This window comes from Actinoplanes subglobosus (assembly GCF_042650585.1).
In the GTDB taxonomy this organism is placed as follows: domain Bacteria; phylum Actinomycetota; class Actinomycetes; order Mycobacteriales; family Micromonosporaceae; genus Actinoplanes; species Actinoplanes subglobosus.
Window position 1 is genome coordinate 60,329 of record NZ_JBHSBL010000032.1, and the last position, 20,739, is coordinate 81,067.

At 70.1% G+C, this 20,739-nt stretch carries 16 protein-coding genes; 10 read left to right on the plus strand and 6 right to left on the minus strand.

Translation table 11 applies throughout. The features are described 5' to 3' along the window. Window positions 1-3 precede the first annotated feature (3 nt). Complete coding sequence (locus ACFO0C_RS45190; RefSeq protein WP_378073054.1) at window positions 4-1,410, plus strand: beta-N-acetylhexosaminidase; 1,407 nt, start codon at window positions 4-6, stop codon at window positions 1,408-1,410. Here the strand turns inward: ACFO0C_RS45190 and ACFO0C_RS45195 are convergent. Beyond that, entirely contained in the window at window positions 1,373-2,650 is a 1,278-nt protein-coding gene (locus tag ACFO0C_RS45195) for a cytochrome P450 (RefSeq protein ID WP_378073056.1), read from the minus strand. The genes ACFO0C_RS45190 and ACFO0C_RS45195 overlap by 38 nt on opposite strands. Before the next feature lie 90 nt (window positions 2,651-2,740). Between ACFO0C_RS45195 and ACFO0C_RS45200 the strand changes: the two genes are divergently transcribed. After that, window positions 2,741-4,867, plus strand: a complete 2,127-nt coding sequence (locus ACFO0C_RS45200) for a M48 family metalloprotease (protein ID WP_378073057.1) — start codon at window positions 2,741-2,743, stop codon at window positions 4,865-4,867. Between the two features lie 303 nt (window positions 4,868-5,170). Here the strand turns inward: ACFO0C_RS45200 and ACFO0C_RS45205 are convergent, their stop codons facing one another. The 3 genes from ACFO0C_RS45205 to ACFO0C_RS45215 all read right to left on the minus strand — a co-directional run bounded on the left by ACFO0C_RS45205 (window position 5,171) and on the right by ACFO0C_RS45215 (window position 7,029). After that, a complete protein-coding gene (locus ACFO0C_RS45205) occupies window positions 5,171-5,467 on the minus strand; it encodes a hypothetical protein (protein ID WP_378073058.1) in 297 nt (98 codons plus the stop codon). 86 nt (window positions 5,468-5,553) lie between these two features. Then, entirely contained in the window at window positions 5,554-6,432 is an 879-nt protein-coding gene (locus tag ACFO0C_RS45210; protein WP_378073059.1) for a hypothetical protein, read from the minus strand. Between the two features lie 12 nt (window positions 6,433-6,444). Then, window positions 6,445-7,029: a hypothetical protein gene (locus tag ACFO0C_RS45215; protein WP_378073060.1), complete on the minus strand. Its 585-nt coding sequence runs from the start codon at window positions 7,027-7,029 to the stop codon at window positions 6,445-6,447. 340 nt (window positions 7,030-7,369) lie between these two features. On the opposite strand from ACFO0C_RS45215, the gene ACFO0C_RS45220 reads away from it, so the two are divergent. The 4 genes from ACFO0C_RS45220 (at window position 7,370) to ACFO0C_RS45235 (ending at window position 11,487) form a co-directional block, all read left to right on the plus strand. Then, the gene (locus ACFO0C_RS45220; RefSeq protein ID WP_378073061.1) at window positions 7,370-10,111 is read left to right on the plus strand and encodes a nitrate- and nitrite sensing domain-containing protein; all 2,742 of its coding nucleotides are present in this window, start codon (window positions 7,370-7,372) and stop codon (window positions 10,109-10,111) included. Further along, the gene (locus ACFO0C_RS45225; protein ID WP_378073062.1) at window positions 10,112-10,531 is read left to right on the plus strand and encodes a roadblock/LC7 domain-containing protein; all 420 of its coding nucleotides are present in this window, start codon (window positions 10,112-10,114) and stop codon (window positions 10,529-10,531) included. Between the two features lie 64 nt (window positions 10,532-10,595). Next, on the plus strand, window positions 10,596-10,907 hold the full coding sequence (locus ACFO0C_RS45230) for a DUF742 domain-containing protein (protein ID WP_378073118.1): 312 nt from the start codon (window positions 10,596-10,598) through the stop codon (window positions 10,905-10,907). Beyond that, window positions 10,888-11,487: a GTP-binding protein gene (locus tag ACFO0C_RS45235; protein ID WP_378073063.1), complete on the plus strand. Its 600-nt coding sequence runs from the start codon at window positions 10,888-10,890 to the stop codon at window positions 11,485-11,487. Before ACFO0C_RS45230 ends, ACFO0C_RS45235 begins: the two co-directional genes overlap by 20 nt. Window positions 11,488-12,402: 915 nt before the next feature. On the opposite strand, the gene ACFO0C_RS45240 is transcribed toward ACFO0C_RS45235, so the two are convergent. After that, entirely contained in the window at window positions 12,403-13,977 is a 1,575-nt protein-coding gene (locus ACFO0C_RS45240) for a BTAD domain-containing putative transcriptional regulator (protein ID WP_378073064.1), read from the minus strand. A 144-nt stretch (window positions 13,978-14,121) separates the two neighbouring features. On the opposite strand from ACFO0C_RS45240, the gene ACFO0C_RS45245 reads away from it, so the two are divergent. From ACFO0C_RS45245 to ACFO0C_RS45255, 3 genes are all read left to right on the plus strand, one after another. After that, a complete protein-coding gene (locus tag ACFO0C_RS45245; RefSeq protein ID WP_378073065.1) occupies window positions 14,122-14,910 on the plus strand; it encodes a hypothetical protein in 789 nt (262 codons plus the stop codon). A gap of 113 nt (window positions 14,911-15,023) precedes the next feature. Next, window positions 15,024-16,082 (plus strand): lactonase family protein, encoded by a 1,059-nt coding sequence (locus tag ACFO0C_RS45250; RefSeq protein WP_378073066.1) that lies wholly within the window; start codon window positions 15,024-15,026, stop codon window positions 16,080-16,082. Window positions 16,083-16,406: 324 nt separating this feature from the next. Continuing rightward, window positions 16,407-18,056 carry a substrate-binding domain-containing protein gene (locus tag ACFO0C_RS45255; protein ID WP_378073067.1) on the plus strand — a complete coding sequence of 550 codons (1,650 nt, stop codon included), beginning with the start codon at window positions 16,407-16,409 and terminating at the stop codon, window positions 18,054-18,056. Window positions 18,057-18,184: 128 nt separating this feature from the next. On the opposite strand, the gene ACFO0C_RS45260 is transcribed toward ACFO0C_RS45255, so the two are convergent. Further along, window positions 18,185-19,447, minus strand: a complete 1,263-nt coding sequence (locus ACFO0C_RS45260) for an ROK family transcriptional regulator (protein ID WP_378073068.1) — start codon at window positions 19,445-19,447, stop codon at window positions 18,185-18,187. Between the two features lie 104 nt (window positions 19,448-19,551). On the opposite strand from ACFO0C_RS45260, the gene xylA reads away from it, so the two are divergent. Further along, window positions 19,552-20,739, plus strand: a complete 1,188-nt coding sequence (xylA, locus tag ACFO0C_RS45265; protein ID WP_378073069.1) for a xylose isomerase — start codon at window positions 19,552-19,554, stop codon at window positions 20,737-20,739.

Below are 20,739 nucleotides of genomic sequence, written 5' to 3' on the forward strand. Positions count from 1 at the left end.
AGAGTGAGCGATCGGACGCAGCGACTCGGCGATGTTATCCCTCGACCGGCCTCGGTGCGGCCGGTCACGGCCGCATCGTTCACGATCATTCCCGGGGGTACGGCGGTGAGCGCCCCGCCCCCACTCGAAGGCGTCGCCGCGCACCTGGGCCTCCCGTCGGCCGCCGACGGCGCGATCGTCCTGGCGCTGGACGAGTCGCTCGGCGCCGAGGGGTACCGCCTGGAGATCACCGCCACCGGTGTGACCCTGACCGGCGGCTCCCCGCAGGGCGTCTTCTGGGGTGTCCAGACGCTGCGCCAGCTCGGCACGGAACTGCCCGGCGGCGTCATCGAGGACCATCCGCGGTACGCCTACCGCGGCGCGATGCTCGACCTGGCCCGGCACTTCTTCACCGCCGCCGAGATCAAGGCGCACGTCGACCTGCTGGTCCAATTCAAGATCAACTACCTGCATCTGCACCTCACCGACGACCAGGGCTGGCGTCTGGAGATCCCCGGCTGGCCCCGGCTCACGGAGGTCAGCGGCGGCCCGGGCACCGGCGTCGACGGGGCCGGGCCCGGCTTTCTCACCCTCGCCGAGTACAGCGACGTCGTCGACTACGCGGCCGAGCGGTTCGTCACGATCGTCCCCGAGATCGACATGCCCGGCCACGTCAACGCGGTGCACGTCGCCTACCCGGAGCTGACCGCCGACGGGCAGCCGGTCGCACCGCGGACCGACGCCGAGGTCGGCTACTCCTCGCTGGTCGCGGGCCGTGAGGAGACCTACGCCTTCGTCGAGACCGTCCTCAAGACGGTCGCCGGCCTGACCCCCGGCCCCTACCTGCACATCGGCGGCGACGAGTGCCTGTCCACGCCACCGGAGGACTACCGCACGTTCCTGGACCGGGTGCTGCCGATCCCCGGCCGGTTCGGCAAGAGCGTGATCGGCTGGCACGAGATCGCCGGAGTCGGCCTGCCCGAGGACGCGATCGTCCAGTACTGGCGGATCGAGGCCACCGACGACGCCGTGGCCCGGGCCGCCGCCGACGGCCGCCGGGTGATCGTCTCCCCGGCCGACCGCACCTACCTCGACATGAAGTACGACGCCGACACCCCGCTCGGGCTGGACTGGGCCGGGCACCTGAGCGTGGAGCGCGCCTACGACTGGGACCCGGCGCAGCGGCTGCCCGGCGTCGGCGAGGAGAACATCCTCGGCGTCGAGGCGCCGCTCTGGTCGGAGACCCTGCGCAGCGTCGACGACCTGCGCTACCTCACCTTTCCGCGGCTGCCGGCCGTCGCCGAGGTGGCCTGGTCACCGTGCGAGGGCCGGGACTGGCAGTCGTTCCGCGAGCGGCTGGCCGCCTTCGGTCCCCGGTGGGACGCCGCCGGGATCAGGTTCCACCGCTCACCGGAGATCGACTGGCACTGATCGCCGGCTCGACGGCCGGAACCGTCCGCCGGTGCTCCGGCACGACCAGGCGGATCCGATCACGGGGCAGCGCCGGGATCCGGGACAGGCCGATGCCGGTGCGCTGCGGCGGCAGATAGTGGTCCAGTTCGGCGAGCCGGCGCGACAGCGTGCCCAGCAGCGCGACAGTGATCCGCTCGCCCGGGCAGCGGTGGCCGGTCCGGGGATCGCCGCCACCCTGCGGGATCAGGGTGAACTCGCCGATCTCCCGGTGCAGGAAGCGGTCCGGGTCGAAGCGGTACGGGTCCGTCCACAGCTCCGGATCGTGGTTCTGGCCGTAGACGTCCAGCAGCACCAGTGTCCCGGCCGGGATCGGCTCACCCTGGAAGAACAGGTCACGGGTCGCCCGGCCACCCAGGAACGGGGCGAACGGGTAGAACCGCCGCACCTCGTGCGTGAACGCCAGCGTGAAGTCATCGTCGCCGGCCCGCATCCGGGACTGATGACGCGGCCACATGTCCATGGCGTGCGCGGCGAACGCGACGAACCACGCCACCGCGATCGTCGGGCGCAGGATGTTCAGCAACTCGACGGCCGCCACCCGCGGATCCAGGACCTGTCCGTCGTCGCTGTGGTGTGCCACGATCGACAACGGGCTCCGGGTGGGCGGCTTCGCCCGTACCCCCGCAATGATCTTGGAAAGGCGGCGCTCCTGCGCCAGACGTGCCGCGAGCGCCCGCACCGTCCGCGGCCCCACCGTCGCGAAACCGTCGACCATCGCGACGCAGTCCCGGGCGAGAGCCACCACCTCACGATCTTCCAGGGGTACGCCCACCCAGCGCGACACCGCCCGGGCGATGATCCGCGCCGACTCGTCGAACAACCGAACCGGCGGCCCGCCGCACCACTGGTCGGCCGCCGCGTCGAACTCCTCACCGGCCATCTTCGCCAGCCGGTCGATCCCGTCGTCCATCAGCAGCGAGGTGAACAGCGACTTCCGGCGCCGGTGCGCGGCACCGTCCAGGGTGTGCACCGCACCCTCGCCGAACAACGTGCGCACCACCAGACCCGGCAGCGCCGTATGCCTCTCCAGGTGCCCGTTCGTGTAGAAGAACCGTGCCGCGGCGTCTCCGCAGATCCCCACCGCGGGCTGGCCCAGCACCCGGGTCCGCACCGGCCCGCCGCCCGCCCGGCGACGGAGATCCGGCAGCCATGCGTACCCCTTCAGGGCGACGGCCAGTGTCTGATCGAGGTCAGCCATAGCGGTCCTATTACCCACAGCACGGGCACGAAACGGTTACGCACGGTTTTGGCCCTAGTCTGGGTGGCCCACCGGCAGAGGGAGCGCGGGTTGAGCAAGGGTGCACCAGGGGCGGGGCGGTCGGCCGCCGCACTGGCCGGGTTCCTCGTCGTCGCCGGAGCGCAGCTCGCGGCCGTGCTCCTCGCGCTCTGGGCGGTGCTGTCGCTGCTGCCCGGTTCGCTCGCGCTCCGGGTCGGCGTGCCGCTCAGCCTCGCCACGTTCGGCACCCTGTCGTACGCCACGTGGCACGCCCTGCACACCCGCCACCGCACCCCCGGTGGTGTGGCGGTCGGCCGTGAGCAGGCGCCACGCCTCTGGGCGATGATCGACGGCGCCGCGCAGGCCGCCGGAGTCGGCGCGCCGGCCGGCGTGACCGTCGTCGCCGACGCCACCGTGGCCCTCGGCGAACGTACCCGGCTGCTCGGCCTGATCGGCGGGCGCCGCGACCTCTACCTCGGCCTGCCGCTGCTCCAGGCACTCGAGCCGGACCGGCTCACCGCCGTCGTCACCCACGAACTGGCCCACGGGTCGGCGGCCCTCGGCCGGTGGGCGCCGCTCGCCCACCGCGGGCGGGTCGTGATCGGCCGGACCATGCCGCGGATCTCCCGGCGTGGGCCGGCCGGAATCGTGCTGCGGGCCTACGCCGGGTTCTACCGGCGGGTGGACGCGCCGTTCAGCCGCGCCCAGGAACTAGCCGCCGACCGTCTCGCCGCGCGGCACGCCGGGGTCGAGGCGACCATCGCCGCGCTGCGGGACCTGCCGGCGCTGGCCGGGATGCAGCGGCTGTTCCACGCCGAGTACGTCGGGCCCGGCTGGCAGGCCGGATTCGTGCCGGACGACGTGTTCGGCGGGCTGCTGCGGGTGCTGGCGGCCCGGAGCACCGAGATGGCCATGCTGCGGGCCCGGGATCCGGAGCTGTCTGGACCGTGGGACACGCATCCGCCGCTGGGTGAGCGGATCGCTGCCCTGCAGGCGCTCCTTCCCGCCGCGCCCGCCTCCGATCCCGCCGCCGGCGCTGCCGCTGATCCATCCGCGGCTTCTTCCCCTGCCGGCTCTTCCCTCTCCGACTCTCCTGCCGCCGCCTCTTCCGCCGCCGTTTCTTCCCCTGCCGCCGCCGCCCCTGCCGCCGCCCCTGCCGCCGCCGCTCCTTCCCCCGGCGCCGGCGCCGTTTCTTCCGCCAGCGCCGCTGGGTCCGGCTCTGATTCGGGCGAGCCGGTCGACGAACTCGTGCCCGATCTGCCGGCTCTCGGGCGGGCGCTCCAGGACGTCGCCTTCCCTCCTCGCGGACGATCCGTGGTGAGCTGGGACGAATGCCTCAGCGTGGCCCGTACCTCCGAGATGGAGCGGGAGGCCGAGGCCGCCCTCGCGTCGATCTCCCGGGCTGTCGGCAGCCCGGTCCACGACGCCGGCCAGCTGCTCTCGCTCGCCGCCGACGGGAGGTTGCGGACGGCCGCCGAGACACTCTTCCCGGAGGCGTCACCGGAGGAGACCATGTCCCGGATCGTCGAGCTGCTCGGCCTGATGCTGGCTCTCGCCGCACTGCGCAGCGGCGTGGCCCGCTGGCGGCACAGCTGGACCGGCGCGGCCGAGGTGGCCGCCGCCGACGGGACCAACCTCGACCTGGCCGAACTGGCGTCGGCGGCCGCCGACCCGGAGACCACCGAGGCGGTCCGGGTCTACCTGACCGAGGCGGGCGTGGATCTCGCCGCGGCGGCATCCCGGCCGGGTGCGGCGCGCGCCCAGGTCCTCGGTGGACTGATCAACCTCTCCGCGGACGGCGCCCGCACCGACGTGCTGATCACCGATCTCGGGTTGCTGCTGGTGCCGGGCCTGCCGCGCGGCCGTGGCCCGGAGTCGAAACGGCGGCTGACCAGAATAGCCGCGGACGGGGTGCCGGCCGGGGGAGCAGCGGCGTCGATCGGCGCCGCAGCGGCACCGGCGGGTGAACCGGCCATGATTCCCGCGAGTGATGCTCTTGTAATGCCCGATGGGGGACGGTTCGTCCCGTTCGCCGATGTTGCCGGAGTGGCCACATTGCCCGGTCGGCGCAAGGGCTGGACGCTCGGTATGCGGGCGGGCGGCGAGTTGAGTCTGCGACCGGCGCTCGACACCGACGAACTGCCGGGTGGATGGGCGGCCTGGGAGGAGGCGGTGGCGTTCCTCGCCGGCACCCGATGAGGTGATCGACTGAACCCGTCGGAGCCCACTCCCGTACCCGAAAGTGAACGCAGTCGCGTGTGCGACGGATGAGCAACCGCCTTGTCACTTTGGGTCACAATAGCTCCAGCGATTGTTCGCTTCGCCTCCGTCCGAAATGGGTAGCAGGTCCCCGGGGTGAGGCGAGACGATCGTCGGGCGAAGCGGGGGAGGGGCCGTCATGGAACGAGGGCCGTTGGCGCTCTTCGGAGCCATACTCGCGGTCGGTCTCGGGCCGGCCCTGTGGCTCGGCGCCCAGCTCGGCGCGGTCAATCTCGCCCCCGGTCAGCGTCCCGGGCCGGTGGACGAGCAGTTTCCCGGCGCCGGTATGGACCTCGGTGGTGCCGGAGCGGGCGAGTTCCCGGACGACGAGCCACTCAGCACGTACACGTACACGCCGCTCACCTCGACCGCCACGCCGACCTCGGTGAAGCCGTCCCCGGTGGCGACCAGCATCTCCAGCCCGACGCCCAGCGCCTCGCCGTCGCCCGTGCCACCTTCGCCGCCGCCACCCCCGCCGTCGTCGCCTTCGGTCTCGGCGTCGGTCTCGGCCTCCGTGTCGGCTTCGGTGACACCGTCCACAAGTGAGTCCCCGGCGCCGTCGGTCTCACCGTCGGCATGACAGAGGGGGAGCCACCGGCTCCCCCTCTGTCATGCCCCGGTCGCTGCTACAGACCGAGCAGGCGGTCCAGGATGTCGCGGTAACTGCGCAGCTCGACCCGCAGCGCCTCGGTGTCGTCGGTGCCCTTGGAGAAGGAGCCCCGGTGCTCGCGCAGAGCCGTCGACAGCTTGTCCACAGCCTCGTCCACCAGGCTCGATGCCTCGCCGGTGGCGCCCTTCGGGTCGTCGACGAAACGGAGCTGCACCTCGCGCCAGCGGTCGCGCAGCGGCTGGGTGTCGGCGGCCGGGAAGAACGGCAGCGGGCCGGACGCGGTCGTCGCCGCCACCGGCTCGACCACGGGTTCGGTCACCGGTTCGGTGTCCACCACCGGGTCCTCGTCCGGTTCCACGGTCACCGGCGTGGTGTCGGTGGGCAGCTCGTGGTGGGGCTTGGTGTCCTCCGGAAGCGAGTGCTTCGGCGCCGCGAACTCGTCGCGGTCCCCATCCCCGTCCTTGAACCCCTCCTTGACCTCGGCGGTGTCGTCGACCCCGTCGTTGTCGTTGTCCTTGTCCTTGTCCTTGTACTGGTCCTTGTGCTGGTCCTTGTCGCTGGGCAGGAAGCCGTCCTGGGCCTTGTCGCCACTCGTGACGCCGTCCTTGTCGCCGGTCGCGACGCCGTCCTTGTCACGGGTCACGCCGTCGCTGAACGCCACCGTCCGGTCCGCGCTGTCCGGCAGCCGGTCGGTGCGGTCCGGGTCGTCGTCCGGGCGGACGGTGTCCGCGTCACCCGCGGTGGACGTGCCCACGGCGGACGTTCCCACGGCCGTGGGTTCCGGGTCGGTGTCGTTCTGCCACGGCGATCCGGCCCGCTGCTGCGGAACGGTGTCGGTGGGGCGGTCGGTCTTCTCGTCGACGTTGTCCTGGGCCTCGTTGGAGAAGAAGCGCATCGTCGGTGCTCCTCAGCGGCTGTGTTCGGTGGGGGTGTCGGCGGTGGGGGTGGTGGTGTGCGCGACCGGGTTCTCGCCGAGCAGGTCGGCGAAGAGGGCGCGGTAGTGGACGAGCGCCTGGCGCAGGTCCTCGGTCTCGGCCTGTCCGTCACGGCTGCGCGTGCTGATGTCGTGCGCGGAGCGGTAGTGCTCCAGGGTGGCGGCGTGCTCCACGGAGAGGTCGGCGAGTCGCTCGTCGTAGTCGCCGGTCGGGTAGCCCCGCTCGGCGATCAGGCGCGTGACCAGTTCGTCGGCGGTCGTGACCGCCTCCTGCGGGTCGTCGACGAAGCGGATCTGAACCTCTTCCCAGGCGGCGGAGTAGCGGGCTCGGGATTCGGGGGAGAGGGGCTTGAGCTCGAGCTGCGCGTGCCGCTTGGTGCGTTCGAGCAGTTCCTTCTCCGCCTCGGTGCGGTTGCCGGTGTCGGCGACCACACGGTCGTACTCGGGGCCGAAGGTCTGCCGGAGCCGGCGACGACGCGCCGCCTGGACACCGACCACGATCGCGGCCAGCACCAGTAGGACGACGACGATCAGGACGATGGTGGCGGTGGTGGACATCAGGTTCCTCCTTCTTCCACCCCTGTATTCCCACCACGTACCTCGCGCCAATCCCGTCCGCGCGAATAACGCGCACCAGGGTCGTAATCGGGCAGTGTGCGGGCGCACAGTGTCGTAACACCGACGATCGATGAGAAAAAGATCGTGTGCCGTTCTGGCTGGACAAACAGGAGAGACAGCGGGGATCCGGCGGGTCCGGGAGCTAGCTGAGACGGACGTCATTACGTATTCTTTGCCAGCGCTCGCCACGGGCGTACCGGACGTTCCCCCCGTTCTCCAACGGCCGGTGCCACGGGCGGTCCGCTGATCGTTCCCTGCCGAACCCCTCTGGCGGAGCTTGATGAGAAGCCGCAACTGGTCGATCCGTTCGAAGATCATCGCGATGGTCGCGGTGCCGCTGTCCGCGTTGCTCGCGATCTGGATCTTCGCGACCGTGGTGACCGCCGGCCCGGCATTCACGCTGCTCAATGCACGTGACGCGGTGCAGAAGCTCGGTGACCCCGGCATGCGACTGATCGCCCAGTTGCAGCGGGAACGCCATTTCTCGGCCATCTACCAGGCCACCACCCGCCCGGCGAAGACCGAGCTGGGCCGTGAGCGTGACACCACCGACCAGATCGTCGCCGAGTTCCGCAGTGCCGCGGCCGACGCCGAGATGACCGAGGACCTGCGTGTCGAGGTCGACGAGTTCCTCATCAAGATCGATGAACTGGTCCCGCTGCGCCAGGAGGTCGACGAGCGGCGCACCAGCTTCCTCTACCTGGCGCAGAAGTACGACTCGATCATCGAGTTGGCGTTCGACGTCTCCCGTACCGCTGCGGTCTTCTTCCATGAGCGAGTGGACCGTGAGGTCCGTGGCGTCATCGCCACCTTCCGTGGCCTGGAGTATCTGAGCCGTATCGACGCGCTGCTGGCCGGCGCGAACGCGGGCGGCCGGATCGACAACAAGACGCGCGAGACCCTCATCGAGTACATCGGCGTCGAGCGTTACCTGCTCCGTGCCGGTGTGGCCGACCTGCCGGAGAGCTCGCAGGACGACTACGCCCGGCTGGTCATCCACCCGACCTTCATCGACCTCGACATCCTGCAGAACAAGCTGCTGGCGCAGAACTACGCGGGCGGCGCGCCGCCGGTCTCCGGCACCGAGTGGCAGCACGCGTACGACTACGCCGCCCAGGAGCTGCGGCTCTTCGGCGAGCGCACGATCTCGCAGGTGTCCAAGGACGCCACCCCGTTCGCCGTCGACATCCTCGGCAAGCTCGGTTTGGCCGCCCTGCTCGGCCTGATCGCGCTGGGCGCCTCGGTCTACGTCTCGGTGCGCCTCGGCCGCTCGCTGGTGGGCCGCCTGATCCGCCTGCGGCGCGACGCGATCGAGCTGGCCTCCGAGCGGCTGCCCTCGGTGGTGCGGCGACTCCAGCGCGGCGAGATGGTCGACGTCGACGCGGAGACGCCGCCGCTGGAGTACGGCCAGGACGAGATCGGCCAGCTCGGCGGTGCGTTCACCGAGGTGCAGCGTACGGCCGTGCAGTCAGCGGTCGATGAGGCGAACGTCCGGCGCGGCATCAACGAGGTCTTCCTCAACATCGCCCGCCGCAGCCAGACGCTGCTGCACCGCCAGCTGTCCCTGCTGGACAAGATGGAGCGCCGCGAGACCGACCCGCGGGAGCTGGAGGACCTGTACCGCGTCGACCACCTCGCCACCCGGATGCGGCGCCACGCCGAGGACCTGGTCATCCTGGCCGGTGCGGCCCCCGGTCGTGGCTGGCGCAACCCGGTCCCGGTGATCGACGTCGTCCGCGGTGCGATCAGTGAGGTCGAGGACTACAAGCGGGTCGACATCCGTACGATCGCCGCCTCCTCCCTGGTCGGCCGGTCCGTCGGTGACGTGATCCACCTGCTGGCCGAGCTGATCGAGAACGCGGCGTCCTATTCGCCGCCGCACACCCGGGTCCAGGTCACCGGCCAGGCCCTGCCGAACGGCTACGCCGTCGAGATCGAGGACCGCGGGCTGGGCATGGCCCCGGACGCGATCGTGGAGGCGAACCGCCGCCTGGTGGAGCCGCCCGACTTCGACCCGGCCGACAGTGCCCGGCTCGGTCTGTTCGTGGTGGCTCAGCTCGCTCAGCGGCACAACATCAAGGTCTCGTTGCGTGCTTCGGCGTACGGCGGCATCACCGCTGTCGTGCTCGTTCCCGGTGAGCTGGTCGCCGGCTTCGGCGGCCGGGCAGAGACCCCCAGCGAACCGTCGGGTGACCCGCTGGGTGCCCTCCAGTGGCCGAGCAGCGGCGAGCTCCAGCAGATCTCGCCGCCCGGCCGCCGGACCGCCCCGGACGACGTCCTGCCGCCGGCCGCACCGGTCGAGGCGCCCGCACTGAACGGTCAGCACCGCACCGCCCCGGAGATCACCGGCCCGGCGCCGAGCACTGTCGCGACCGAGTTGAGCGCCGAGGGCCTGGTGCAGCGGCGGCGGACCCGCAAGCCGACGCTGCCGACAGTCAACGGTTCCGCCGAGGTGGACAAGACGATCGACCTGTCCGTGCTGGACGAGCTGGCCGCGGGCCTGCCGGTGGCGCCCCGCGCGGTGCCGCGCAACTCGGTGCCGGCCGCTGAGCCCGAGGCCGCTGAGGTCACCCAGGTGATCCCGCTGCGGGAGGTCTCGCCTCAGGAGATTTCGCCTCAGGAGGTCTCGCCTCAGGAGATCGAGGCCAAGCCGGCTGACGAGCGTGTCGTCGGCGAGACAACGGGTGAGATCATCGGTGAGGACGGCCTGCCCCGGCGGGTCCGGCAGGCGAACCTGGCCCCGCAACTGCGCAAGCCGGTCGTGGACCCCGAACCCACGACCCCGGCTCGCAGCCCCGACCAGGCGCGTTCGCTGATGAGCGCCCTGCAGCTCGGCACCAACCGCGGTCGCGCGGACGCGGCCCGTACGGACCCGGCCGCCGATGCGGCCACTGTCAGTCTCCCGGCCTCCGCGGCTCCCGCGGTGGACGGGGAGAAAGCACCATCCGGGCCGGAGGCCGGCGTGAACGGCGATCACGCCGATGGTCCCGGGGAGAACCTCATGCTGGAGAAGGACTCTTAAGTGGCACAGACGAAGCAGAGCGCGAATCTCACCTGGCTCCTCGACGACCTGGTCGAACGTGTGCCAACCGCGCAGCAGGCGGTGGTCCTCTCGGCCGACGGCCTGATGCTCGGCGCCTCGGCGGCGATGAACCGGGAGGACGCGGAGCATCTGTCGGCGATGGCAGCGGGTTTCCAGAGCCTGGCCAAGGGCGCGAGCCGGCACTTCGACGCCGGGCAGGTCCGCCAGACGGTGGTGGAGATGGAGGATGCCTTCCTCTTCGTCACCGCCGCCGGGCAGGGTGCCTGCCTGGCCGTGCTGGCCTCCGCCGACGCCGACCTGGGCCTCATCGCCTACGAGATGGCGATGCTGGTCACCCGGGTCGGCCAGACCATGGCCGCCCCCGAACGGACGGTGCTGACACCGTCCGACGTCTACTGAGCAGCCGCGTGTGACTCACGACTGGCTGGACAACGACGCGGGCCCGGTGGTGCGTCCCTATGCGATGACCGGCGGACGTGTCGCCCCGGTGGACTGCGACTTCGACCTGGTCGCGTTCGTCGTGGCGACGGTGCCCGATCTCACCTCCGGACAGCAGTTGCAGCCGGAGCACCATGCCATCGTGGCGGCGGCCTGGGAGCCGATCTCCGTGGTCGAGCTGGCTTCTCAGCTCGACCTGGCGGTCGGCGTGGTGCGTGTCTTCCTCGGTGATCTACGCTCAGCGGGTTTGATCTCGCTGTACGAACCCCCGGCTGCCACGCAGCCGCATGACGTCGACGTACTCAAGGCGGTTGTCAATGGACTCCGTGCGCTCTGACCGCACCGGCGGATCGTCGCGCATTCCGGTCGCCCTCAAGATCCTCATCGCGGGTGGCTTCGGGGCGGGCAAGACCACGATGGTCGGGTCGGTGAGTGAGATCCGGCCGCTCCAGACCGAGGAGATCCTCACCGGCGCCGAGGGGGCGGACGACGTCTCCGGCGTGGAGACGAAGACCACCACCACGGTGACGATGGACTTCGGCCGGATCACCATCACCGAGGACCTCCAGCTCTACCTGTTCGGCACGCCCGGCCAGGACCGGTTCTGGTTCCTGTGGGACGAGCTGTCGCAGGGCGCGCTCGGTGCCGTCGTGCTCGCCGACACCCGCCGGCTCGCCGACTGCTTCCCGTCGATCGACTACTTCGAGCAGCGCGGCACCCCGTTCGTGGTGGCGGTGAACTGCTTCGACAGCCAGCACCAGTACGCGCCGGAGGCGGTGGCCCGCGCGCTCGACCTGGACCCGGGCGTCCCGGTCGTCCTCTTCGACGCCCGTGACCAGGGCGCCGCCCGCAACGTGCTGATCGAGCTGGTGGAGTACGTGGCCCGGCGCCAGCTGGCTGCCGCGGCCGCCCGCTGACCTCTTGTCCCGCCGGATTCTGCGGCCACGATCTCCCGCGTGCTGGGTGGACGGATTGACAAGCGGCTCCATGGCTCGCTGAGGGACAAGAGCGGGCGTACGCCGCCGAGGTGGAGCCGTGGGCGGATCCGAGCCGTCGCCGGCGGTATGGCGGGCGTGCTCGCCGCCGGTCTGCTGGCCTGGGCGCTGTGGCCGTCGCCGGAGGTGGAGCCGCGGTCTGGTGACCGACGCGCAAGGCGTGGCGGGTGAGAGGGCCGACCTGACGGTCGACGACATCCACACGTGCTACGTACTGGCCGGCGCTGAGCCGGTCCTGGTCCACAACAACTCCAAACGCTGCGATCCCTTAGCGGGGGATACTCGTCCGCTCCATTCCATCCGAGAGACCCGTACAGCCCGGAAGATGTGACAAATCGAGTGGCGGATAACGCGAAGGTCTATCCTGATGCCGTTCGGAGTGCGCCATCTTGCGGGTGTCAAAAAGGGTCTGGACTGGCTGGGGGAGGGAAGAGTTGATCGAGATCAACGATCTGATGCGGGAAATGGCTGCCGGATTCACCGCTGGCCCTCGCGCGATGGAGCGCGCTGCCCGAGGGGGTTCAGAGGGTCGTCGATGAGGGTTGGTTCGTGGATGAAACCGGCTCGTGGGATCGAGGGCTCGCGGAGCCTGGTGACAGTTCTCTCCTTTTCTGAATCGTTGTCGGGTCGGACTGACATGACGGCGAAGGTCACCTTCGTTTGTGCACGTTCAGATGAGCCGCCGTTCCTTCGTGAGGTGAATTCTTATCAGAATGAATCTCTGATGACTTTCAACGAAGGTGACTTGCTCGATGTTCTGGGGTAATAGCCTGGTGTTTATGGATTGATGTCACTGCCGGATTGCCGCCGGTGCCGATCCGCGTTGGCTGCGGGAACTCATTGGTGTGGGGCCTGCCGGGTGGTCAGTTCGGTGGGGAGGCAGATCAGCCATGGGCGGAGGCCTCGCAAGGTTCTCGCCGGGAGCAGGCCGCGCTGTGACAGGTCTTCGTAGTCCTGGTAGGGGCCGTTGGTGAACCTGTCCATGCTGATCTGGTGTGCCTGGTAGGGCGTGATGCCCCGCAACCGGGCGATCTCCTGCGGTGGCGCGTGGTTGAGGTCGACCAGGCCGCCGTCGTCGAAGGGGCGTAGCAGGTCGGGACGGCCGATACCGGCCATGCGGGCGCCTGCCGGGTCGACCAGGGCGAACTGGCGGGCCAGGTCGCGGCGGGCCCGGTCCTGGCGGTTGTCGCCGGGATGAGAGGCCAGGATCGCGCCGTGCACCGTGGCCGCCACGACGATGAACAGGCCCAGCAGGATGCCGGCCTCCTCCTGGCCGCTGAAGTTCTCACTGTCCAGGCCGCTCGGGTTGATCGCCATGAGCGTGATCATCGTGAGAACGGCGGCGAAGTAGCCGATGGCGGTGATCGTCTCCCGCCTGGCGCGGCGCTGGGCCGCGGCGTAGACGAAGTAGATCCAGCTGCCCACCGAGCACGTCATGATCGGCAGCAGGGTGGCGGCGACCACCTCGGCCCAGGGGAATCCTCGGCGGCGCGGCCCGAACAGACGTTCCGGCACGGCGGTCGCCTGCCATGGCTGCGGAGGCGAAGGAACCTGCCGCGGGACGAAGGCGGGAACGTCGGGCGGAACGAACGCGGGGGAAGACGGCGACAGCGCCGAGACGGCGGAAGGCTCCCCGCCGACCGGCTCGTTACGCAGGATCCGCTGGTGCGTCTCCTGTAGACGCTCGCCCGGCTCGGCGCCGAGTTCGTCCAGGAAGTACTCCCGTGCATCACGGAACGCCGCGAGCGCCTCGGCCTGCCGTCCACTGCGATACAGCGCGATCATCAACTGCGCCCGCAGCCCTTCCCGCAGCGGGAACTCCTGGACCAGACGCGACAGCTCCGAGACGAGCCCGGCGAAAGCGCCGCGGGACAGCTCGATGGCCGCCCAGGCCTCCCAGGCGGTGGCCCGTTCCTCGGTGAGCCGGGTCCGGGCCGACTCGAACACCGCCCCGCCGAGCCCGGCGAGTGCCTCGCCGTACCAGATGTCGAGGGCTGCCCGGGCGATCCGCGCGGCCTCCTCGACATGTCCGGCCCGGTGTTCGGCGGCGGCGCGGGCGACGCCGTTGCGGAAGTCCTCGGTGTCGAGGGAGGTGACGCGGAGCACATATCCGCCGTCGGTGAGGGCCAGCAACTCGCCGGGGGTGCGCGGGGAGCGGTCGGGATCGAGCACCCGCCGCAGCCCGGCCACGTACTTCTGGACGACGTTCGTCCCGTTCTCCGGGGGATCGTCGCCCCAGACCGCGTCGACGATGCGGTGGGTGGGGACCGGTTTTCCGGGGTGCAGCAGCAGCACGGCGAGGACGGCCCGCTGTTTGGCGGGGCCGAGGTCGAGCTGCCGGCCGTCCCGGAAGGCCCGGATCGGGCCCAGGATCTCGAACCGCAGCGGGTCGGTGGCCACCATCTCGCTCATTGGCCCACCCCTTCTGACCTGCCGGTTCTCCTTTTCGGCAGCGGAACGGCAGCCGGCAGCAGCATAGCCGCAGCGCATCGGCAGTCGTCTCCAGGAGCCTGTGTCCATCAACGCACTGCGGACCCCGTGAGGAAAGACAAGACGATGAACGTTCTCACCAAGCGCCTGGCCCTGACCGGCGTCCTGCTGATCGCCGGCGCCGGGTTGGGCGCGTGTGGCGTGACCGACACCGTGGAGGAGACCGTGGAACAGGTCTCCGCCGCCACCACCCTGGCGAAGGGGGTACCGGGGAGGACCACCCCGGCGTTCCACTACTCCGTCAAGGGCGGGCAGCAGTCGTTCAGCGGCGTGCTGGACGCCCCCAACAAGTCGGTCACCAGTGACTTCTTCGAGAAGATCCCGGACTCCGACATGACCCTGACGATGAAGTTCCTGGTCATCGAGAAGCAGGCCTGGGCGAAGATCGCATTCGACGACGCGCCGGCCGACGCCGGCCTGCCGAAGTTCCCGAAGAAGTGGATGAAGCTCGACCAGGGCAAACTCTCCAAGGACTCGGCCGAGGACCTCACCTATGCCGGTGAGACCGACCCGGGTTATGTGAGCACGCTGCTCACCGCCGCCACCGACCTCAAGGAGACCGGCAGCGGCACGTACGCCGGCACCACCGACCTGACCAGGTCGACCGAGGCCGAGATCGTCGACGCGGACACCCTCAAGGCGCTCGGCGAGAAGGCGAAGGCCGTACCGCTGGAGGTGACCCTCGACGGTGAGGGACGGATCACCAGGGCGGTCGTGAAGATCCCGGCGGCCGGCAAAGCGAAGGCGGCGACCTATGAGGTCGTCTACGACCGGTACGGCAAGGCGTCCCCGATCCAGGCGCCGTCCGACGCGGTCGCCGCCACGGCGGACGCCTACGAGTTCCTGAACGGCTGACGGGGAGCACCGGCGGCACCGCCGTCGGCAGCGCGGGCGATCAACGGGGGCCCGCGCCGCCGGCGGTGGTGTCCTGCCGTGCGTTTCCCGGGTTCTGTGGTGGGATTCGACGTATGGGTTCGAGCCATGAGTACGTCTTCGTCGGCTGCTACACCGGTGACAAGGGAGGTGAGGGGGACGGCATCACGCTGGTGCGGCGTGATCCGGTGACCGGGGACCTGACCCGGCTCGGGCTGGCGGCCCGCACCCCGTCGCCGTCCTTCCTGGCGCAGCACCCGTCGCTTCCGGTCCTGTACGCGGTGAACGAGCTGGACCAGGGCACGGTCTCCGCCTTCTCGGTGGCGTCGGACTGCTCGCTGATCCCGCTGACGGTCCGGTCGGCCGGCGGCTCGGATCCGTGCCACCTGGCGGTCAGCTCCGACGGCCGGCACCTGGTGGTGGCGAACTACGCGAGCGGCTCGGTCTCGGTGCACCCGCTCGACGCCGAGGGCGTGCCCGGCGAGCGCAGTGACCTGCTGACCCTGACCGGCTCCGGCCCCGACACCGAACGTCAGGCCGGCCCGCACGCGCACCAGGTGGTCCCGGACGGCAACAGCGCCGACGTGCTGATCTCCGATCTCGGTTCGGATCGGGTGTGGCGGTCCCGGCTGGACCCGAACTCGGGGCGCCTGAGCCTTCCGGAGGTCGCCGTCGAGGCGAAGCCGGGCACCGGCCCGCGGCACCTGCTGCGGTCGGCGGACGGCGCGCTCCTGGTCGTCGGCGAGCTGACCGGCACTCTCGGGTGGTACCGCCCGGCCGGCGCGCCCACGCTCGAGCAGCGTGGTGAGATCGCCACCAGCACGTCCTCGGGGCCGGTCTACCCGTCGGAGATCACGATGGGCCGTGATGGCCGGTTCGTCTACGTGGCGAACCGCGGACCGGACACCGTGTCGACCTTCTCCTGGGACGGCCACGACGCGACGCTGGTGGCCGAGGTGCCGGTGGACGGGGTCTGGCCGAGGCACATGGTGCTGCTCGGGGATCACCTCTACGTAACCAATCAACGTTCACACAACGTGACCGTTTTCCGCATCGACCCGGAGACCGGAATTCCCGGTCTCCAAGGTGAACCGACCGGTGAACCGACCCCGACCTGCCTGCTCCGGTGGAATCCGCCGATGATCAGATCATAGGGAAGTTCGGACATTGCGGCGTGTCGGTAGCGAAAAGGGTTCAAAACCGGCATGTCGCAGGTCAACTTTGATACGGATCGAGATGGCGTACTCACGCTGGGTGTTTTCTAGATCGGGAAGCGCCAATCTGAGTAATTTTCGTCCGAACGTATATGGCATTCAGCTTCGGACATGCGCACTATGGAGCGCGTGTCTGGCCGCCATCGTAGAAACTTCAACTCAAAGGGAGCGGGCGTCGTCGGAGGTGCGATGGCGATAGTCGTCGTAATTGCGGGGACGTACCTCGGCTATCAGCAGTTCGCCGACTCCGGGTGTTCCGGGTCCGTGAGACTGACCGTAGCCGCCGCTCCGGAGATCGTGCCCGCCGTGCAGTCGGTCGCCGATCAGTGGACCAAGGCAGGCGCCGCCGTCGACGGCACCTGCGTCGCGATCGACGTCTCCGACGAGCTCCCGGCGACGATCGCGAGCGCGGTCACCCGCGACCACTCGGTCGCCCTCATCGGCCTGAACCCGGCGCCCGACGCCATTCAGGTCCCCGACGTCTGGATCCCGGACTCGTCCACCTGGCTGCTGCGCATCCAGACCGAGGCCGCCGGCTTCCTGCCGGGCGAGGTCACCTCGGTCGCGCAGAGCCCGCTCGTGCTGGCGATGCCCGAGCCGATCGCGAAGACCTTCGGCTGGCCGAACAAGTCGATCGGCTGGGGCGACCTGCTGACGAACTTCACGGCCGACGAGCCGCTCCAGGTCGGCATCATGGACCCGACGCAGGACGCGTCCGGTCTGACCAGCCTCCTGGCCCTCAGCCAGGCGTCCAGCGCGGGCGGCGGCGACCCGATCGAGGCCCTCAAGGCCAAGTCGCGTGCCCTCACCGCGCTCGACACCAACAAGGCGCTCCTGCGTGAGGAGCTGCTGGCGAAGTTCCCGAAGTCGGAGGCCGACATCGGGAGCAGCAACACGGTGAGTGCGGCCCCGCTGTCCGAGGAGGACGTGGTCGCCTACAACGCCGACCGCCCCGCCATCGCGCTCAGCGCCATCTACATGGAGCCGAGCCCGGCGCCGCTGGACTACCCCTACACGGTCATGCCGCAGGTGGTGGACAAGCAGAAGACGGACGCCGCCGACGGCCTGCTCCGCGAGCTGCAGAGCGCCGCCGCCAAGAACGCGCTGGCCGCAGCCGGTCTCCGGTCCCCGGACGGCACCTATGGCGCCAACTTCCCGGCCCCCATGGGCGCCCCCAAGGCGTCCCCGGCGGTCACCCCGGCGTCCACGAAGTCGGCCGAGGGCAAAGCGGCCTCGGCGGCTCTCAGCGGCGGTGACCTGAGCGCCGTGGTCGGCGGCTGGATCGCCACCACGAAGCCCGGTCAGGCGCTGACCGTGTTCGACACCTCCGGCTCGATGAACGAGGCGGTGCCGACCGCGGGCGGCAAGACCCGGGCGCAGGTGACCCAGGCGGCCGCGAGCGTGGGACTCTCGCTCTTCAGTAACAAGTGGTCCGTCGGCGTCTGGCGGTTCTCCACCAACGAGAACGGGACGAAGCCCTGGAAGTCGCTGGTCGGCATCACATCGCTGACCACCGGCCGGGAGAAGCTGCAGAACTCGATCGCGCAGCTCGACCCGAACAAGAACGGTGGCACCGGTCTCTACGACACGGTTCTCGACGCGTACAACCACGTGAAGAGGAACTACTCGCCGCAGAAGATCAACTCCGTCATCCTCTTCACCGACGGCGCCAACGAGAACCAGGCCGGCCTCACCAAGGAGCAGGTCGTCGCCGGGCTCAAGAAGGCCCAGGACCCGAAGAAGCCGATCCGTCTGGTGCTCATCGGCATCGGCGACAAGGTGAGCGTCGACGAGCTGAAGATGCTGCGGGACGCGCTCCCCGGCAGCAACAGCGGCGTCTTCCTCGCCCCCGACCCCACGCTGATCACCAGCATCTTCGCGCAGGCCATCGGCTCGCGGACCGGCGTCATCTAACAACAAGAAGCGACACAGGCACCGAAGCGGCCGCCGAACCTCACCCGAGGTCCGGCGGCCGCCGCCGTTTCTCATCCGGTACGGCTACGCGCCCCACCAAGCGAAAGAGGCGGACACAACTCCTCGGATCAGGAGATGCGGCGCAGCCAGGATGCCGGGTCCTCGTGGACCGACCTGATGACGGTGTCGGCAGCGCCCCGCATCGCCGCGTCCGGGCCGAGAGCCGCCGGTCGCAAGATCACCGGAGCGAGGCCCGCGGTCAGGACGCGCCGTCGCAACTCGGTCTCGATGCCCTCACGCAGGGTTTCGAAGATCGGTGCGTAGGCGCCGCCGAGAACGATGACCGGTACATCGAGCAGGTTGACCACAGCCGACAGTGCGATGCCGAGTGCCGCCGCGGCGAGTTGCTCGTCGCGGGCCAGCGCCTCCTGTCCGGCGTACTGCTCGAGGCAGCCGCGGGCGCCGCACCTGCAGGGCCGACCATCCGGATAAACCGTGACATGCCCGATCTCTCCGCTCCAGCCGCGCACCCCCCGGTAGAGCTCACCTTCGAGAACGAGCCCCGCGCCGATGCCGATCTCCCCGGAGACGTAGAGAAACGAGTTCCCCGCCGTTCCGTAGGAGAGCCCAGCGGAGGGGGAGGAGGTCGCGGAGGGGGAGGAGGTCGCGGAAGGGGAGGTGGCCGCGGAAGGGGAGGTGGTCGCGGAAGGGGAGGTGGCCGCGGAGGATGGCGTCGCGGCGGACGAGGACGTTGCGGAGAGGGTGGAGGCGGCGCTGTTCGGTGGGTGGCGGGTGGCGGTGACCCTCAGTTCGCCGAGGGCGGCCAGATTGGCCTCGTTGTCGACGGTGATCGGGAGGTCGGCCAGTTCGGGGACGGCCTGTAGTGCGGCCGCGGCGTCGACGTCCTGCCAGCCGAGGTTGGGGGCGACGCGGACCAGGCCGCCGGCGACCAGGCCGGGGACGGCGAGGGCAGCTCCGGCGACGGTCAGGCCGTCGGCTTCGGCGGCGAGCCGGGCGGTGGCGGCGAGCCGGCCGAGTGCGGCCAGGGCCTGGGCCGGATCGGCGGGCCGTTGGTCGGCGTGTTCCACGTGGCGGTGGCGGACGGTGCCGGTGAGGTCGACGACGCAGGCCGCCAGGTAGTCGACGTTGATCTCGAGGCCGAGGCCGGCCGGCCCGGTGGAGGTGAGGGTGAGGCCGACCGCGGGGCGTCCGGCGCCGGTGCGCGGCGGCGGATCGACCTCGACCAGTAGGCCTCCGTCAACTAGGTCGTCGACAAGGGCGGAAACGGTCGCGCGGGTCAATCCGGTGGCCGTCGCGACCGCTGCCCGAGATGGCGGATCTGTGCTGTTTGCCACGGTGTGCAGCACCAGCGCGAGATTATGGGCGCGCACGCTGGCCTGGCGTACCGGAGTTGTGGAGGCGGCCAACACGCCCTTGACAGTGCCATACCCCGGTCAAATAATTCAACCACTAAACAATTTCCGGGAGGTTACCCGTGTCCGTCCAGCCCACACGCGACGACAAGTTCTCCTTCGGCCTCTGGACCGTCGGCTGGCAGGCCCGCGACCCGTTCGGTGACGCCACCCGTCCGGCTCTCGACCCGGTCGAGGCCGTCCACAAGCTCGCCGAGGTCGGCGCCTACGGCATCACGTTCCACGACGACGACCTGGTCCCGTTCGGCGCCGACGCGCAGACCCGGGACGGCATCGTCGCCGGCTTCAAGAAGGCGCTCGACGAGACCGGCCTGATCGTGCCGATGATCACCACCAACCTGTTCACCCACCCGGTGTTCAAGGACGGCGGCTTCACCAGCAACGACCGCAACGTCCGCCGTTACGCGCTGCGCAAGGTGCTGCGCCAGATGGACCTCGGCGCCGAGCTGGGCGCCAAGACCCTGGTGCTCTGGGGTGGCCGGGAGGGCGCTGAGTACGACTCGGCCAAGGACGTGCAGGCCGCCCTCGACCGCTACCGTGAGGCGCTCAACCTCCTCGCGCAGTACTCCGAGGACCGTGGTTACGGCTTCCGCTTCGCCATCGAGCCGAAGCCGAACGAGCCCCGCGGCGACATCCTGCTCCCGACCGCCGGTCATGCCATCGCGTTCACCCAGGAGCTGGACCGCCCCGAGCTGTTCGGCATCAACCCCGAGGTCGGCCACGAGCAGATGGCCGGGCTCAACTTCACCCAGGGCATCGCCCAGGCGCTGTGGCACGGCAAGCTGTTCCACATCGACCTGAACGGTCAGCACGGCCCGAAGTACGACCAGGACCTGGTGTTCGGCCACGGTGACCTGCTCAGCGCGTTCTCCCTGGTCGACCTGCTGGAGAACGGCGGCGTCGACGGCGCACCGGCCTACGAGGGCCCGCGGCACTTCGACTACAAGCCGTCACGCACCGAGGACTTCGACGGTGTCTGGGAGTCGGCCCGCGCCAACATCAAGATGTACCTGCTGCTCAAGGAGCGTGCCAAGGCGTTCCGCGCCGACCCCGAGGTGCAGGCCGCGCTGGCCGCCGCGAAGGTCGCCGAGCTGGGCGTGCCGACGCTGAACGCGGGGGAGAGCTACACCGAGCTGCTCGCCGACCGCAGCGCGTTCGAGGACTTCGACGCCGACGCCGCGGGCGCGCAGGGATACCACTTCGTCAAGCTCAACCAGCTGGCGATCGAGCACCTGCTCGGGGCCCGCTAA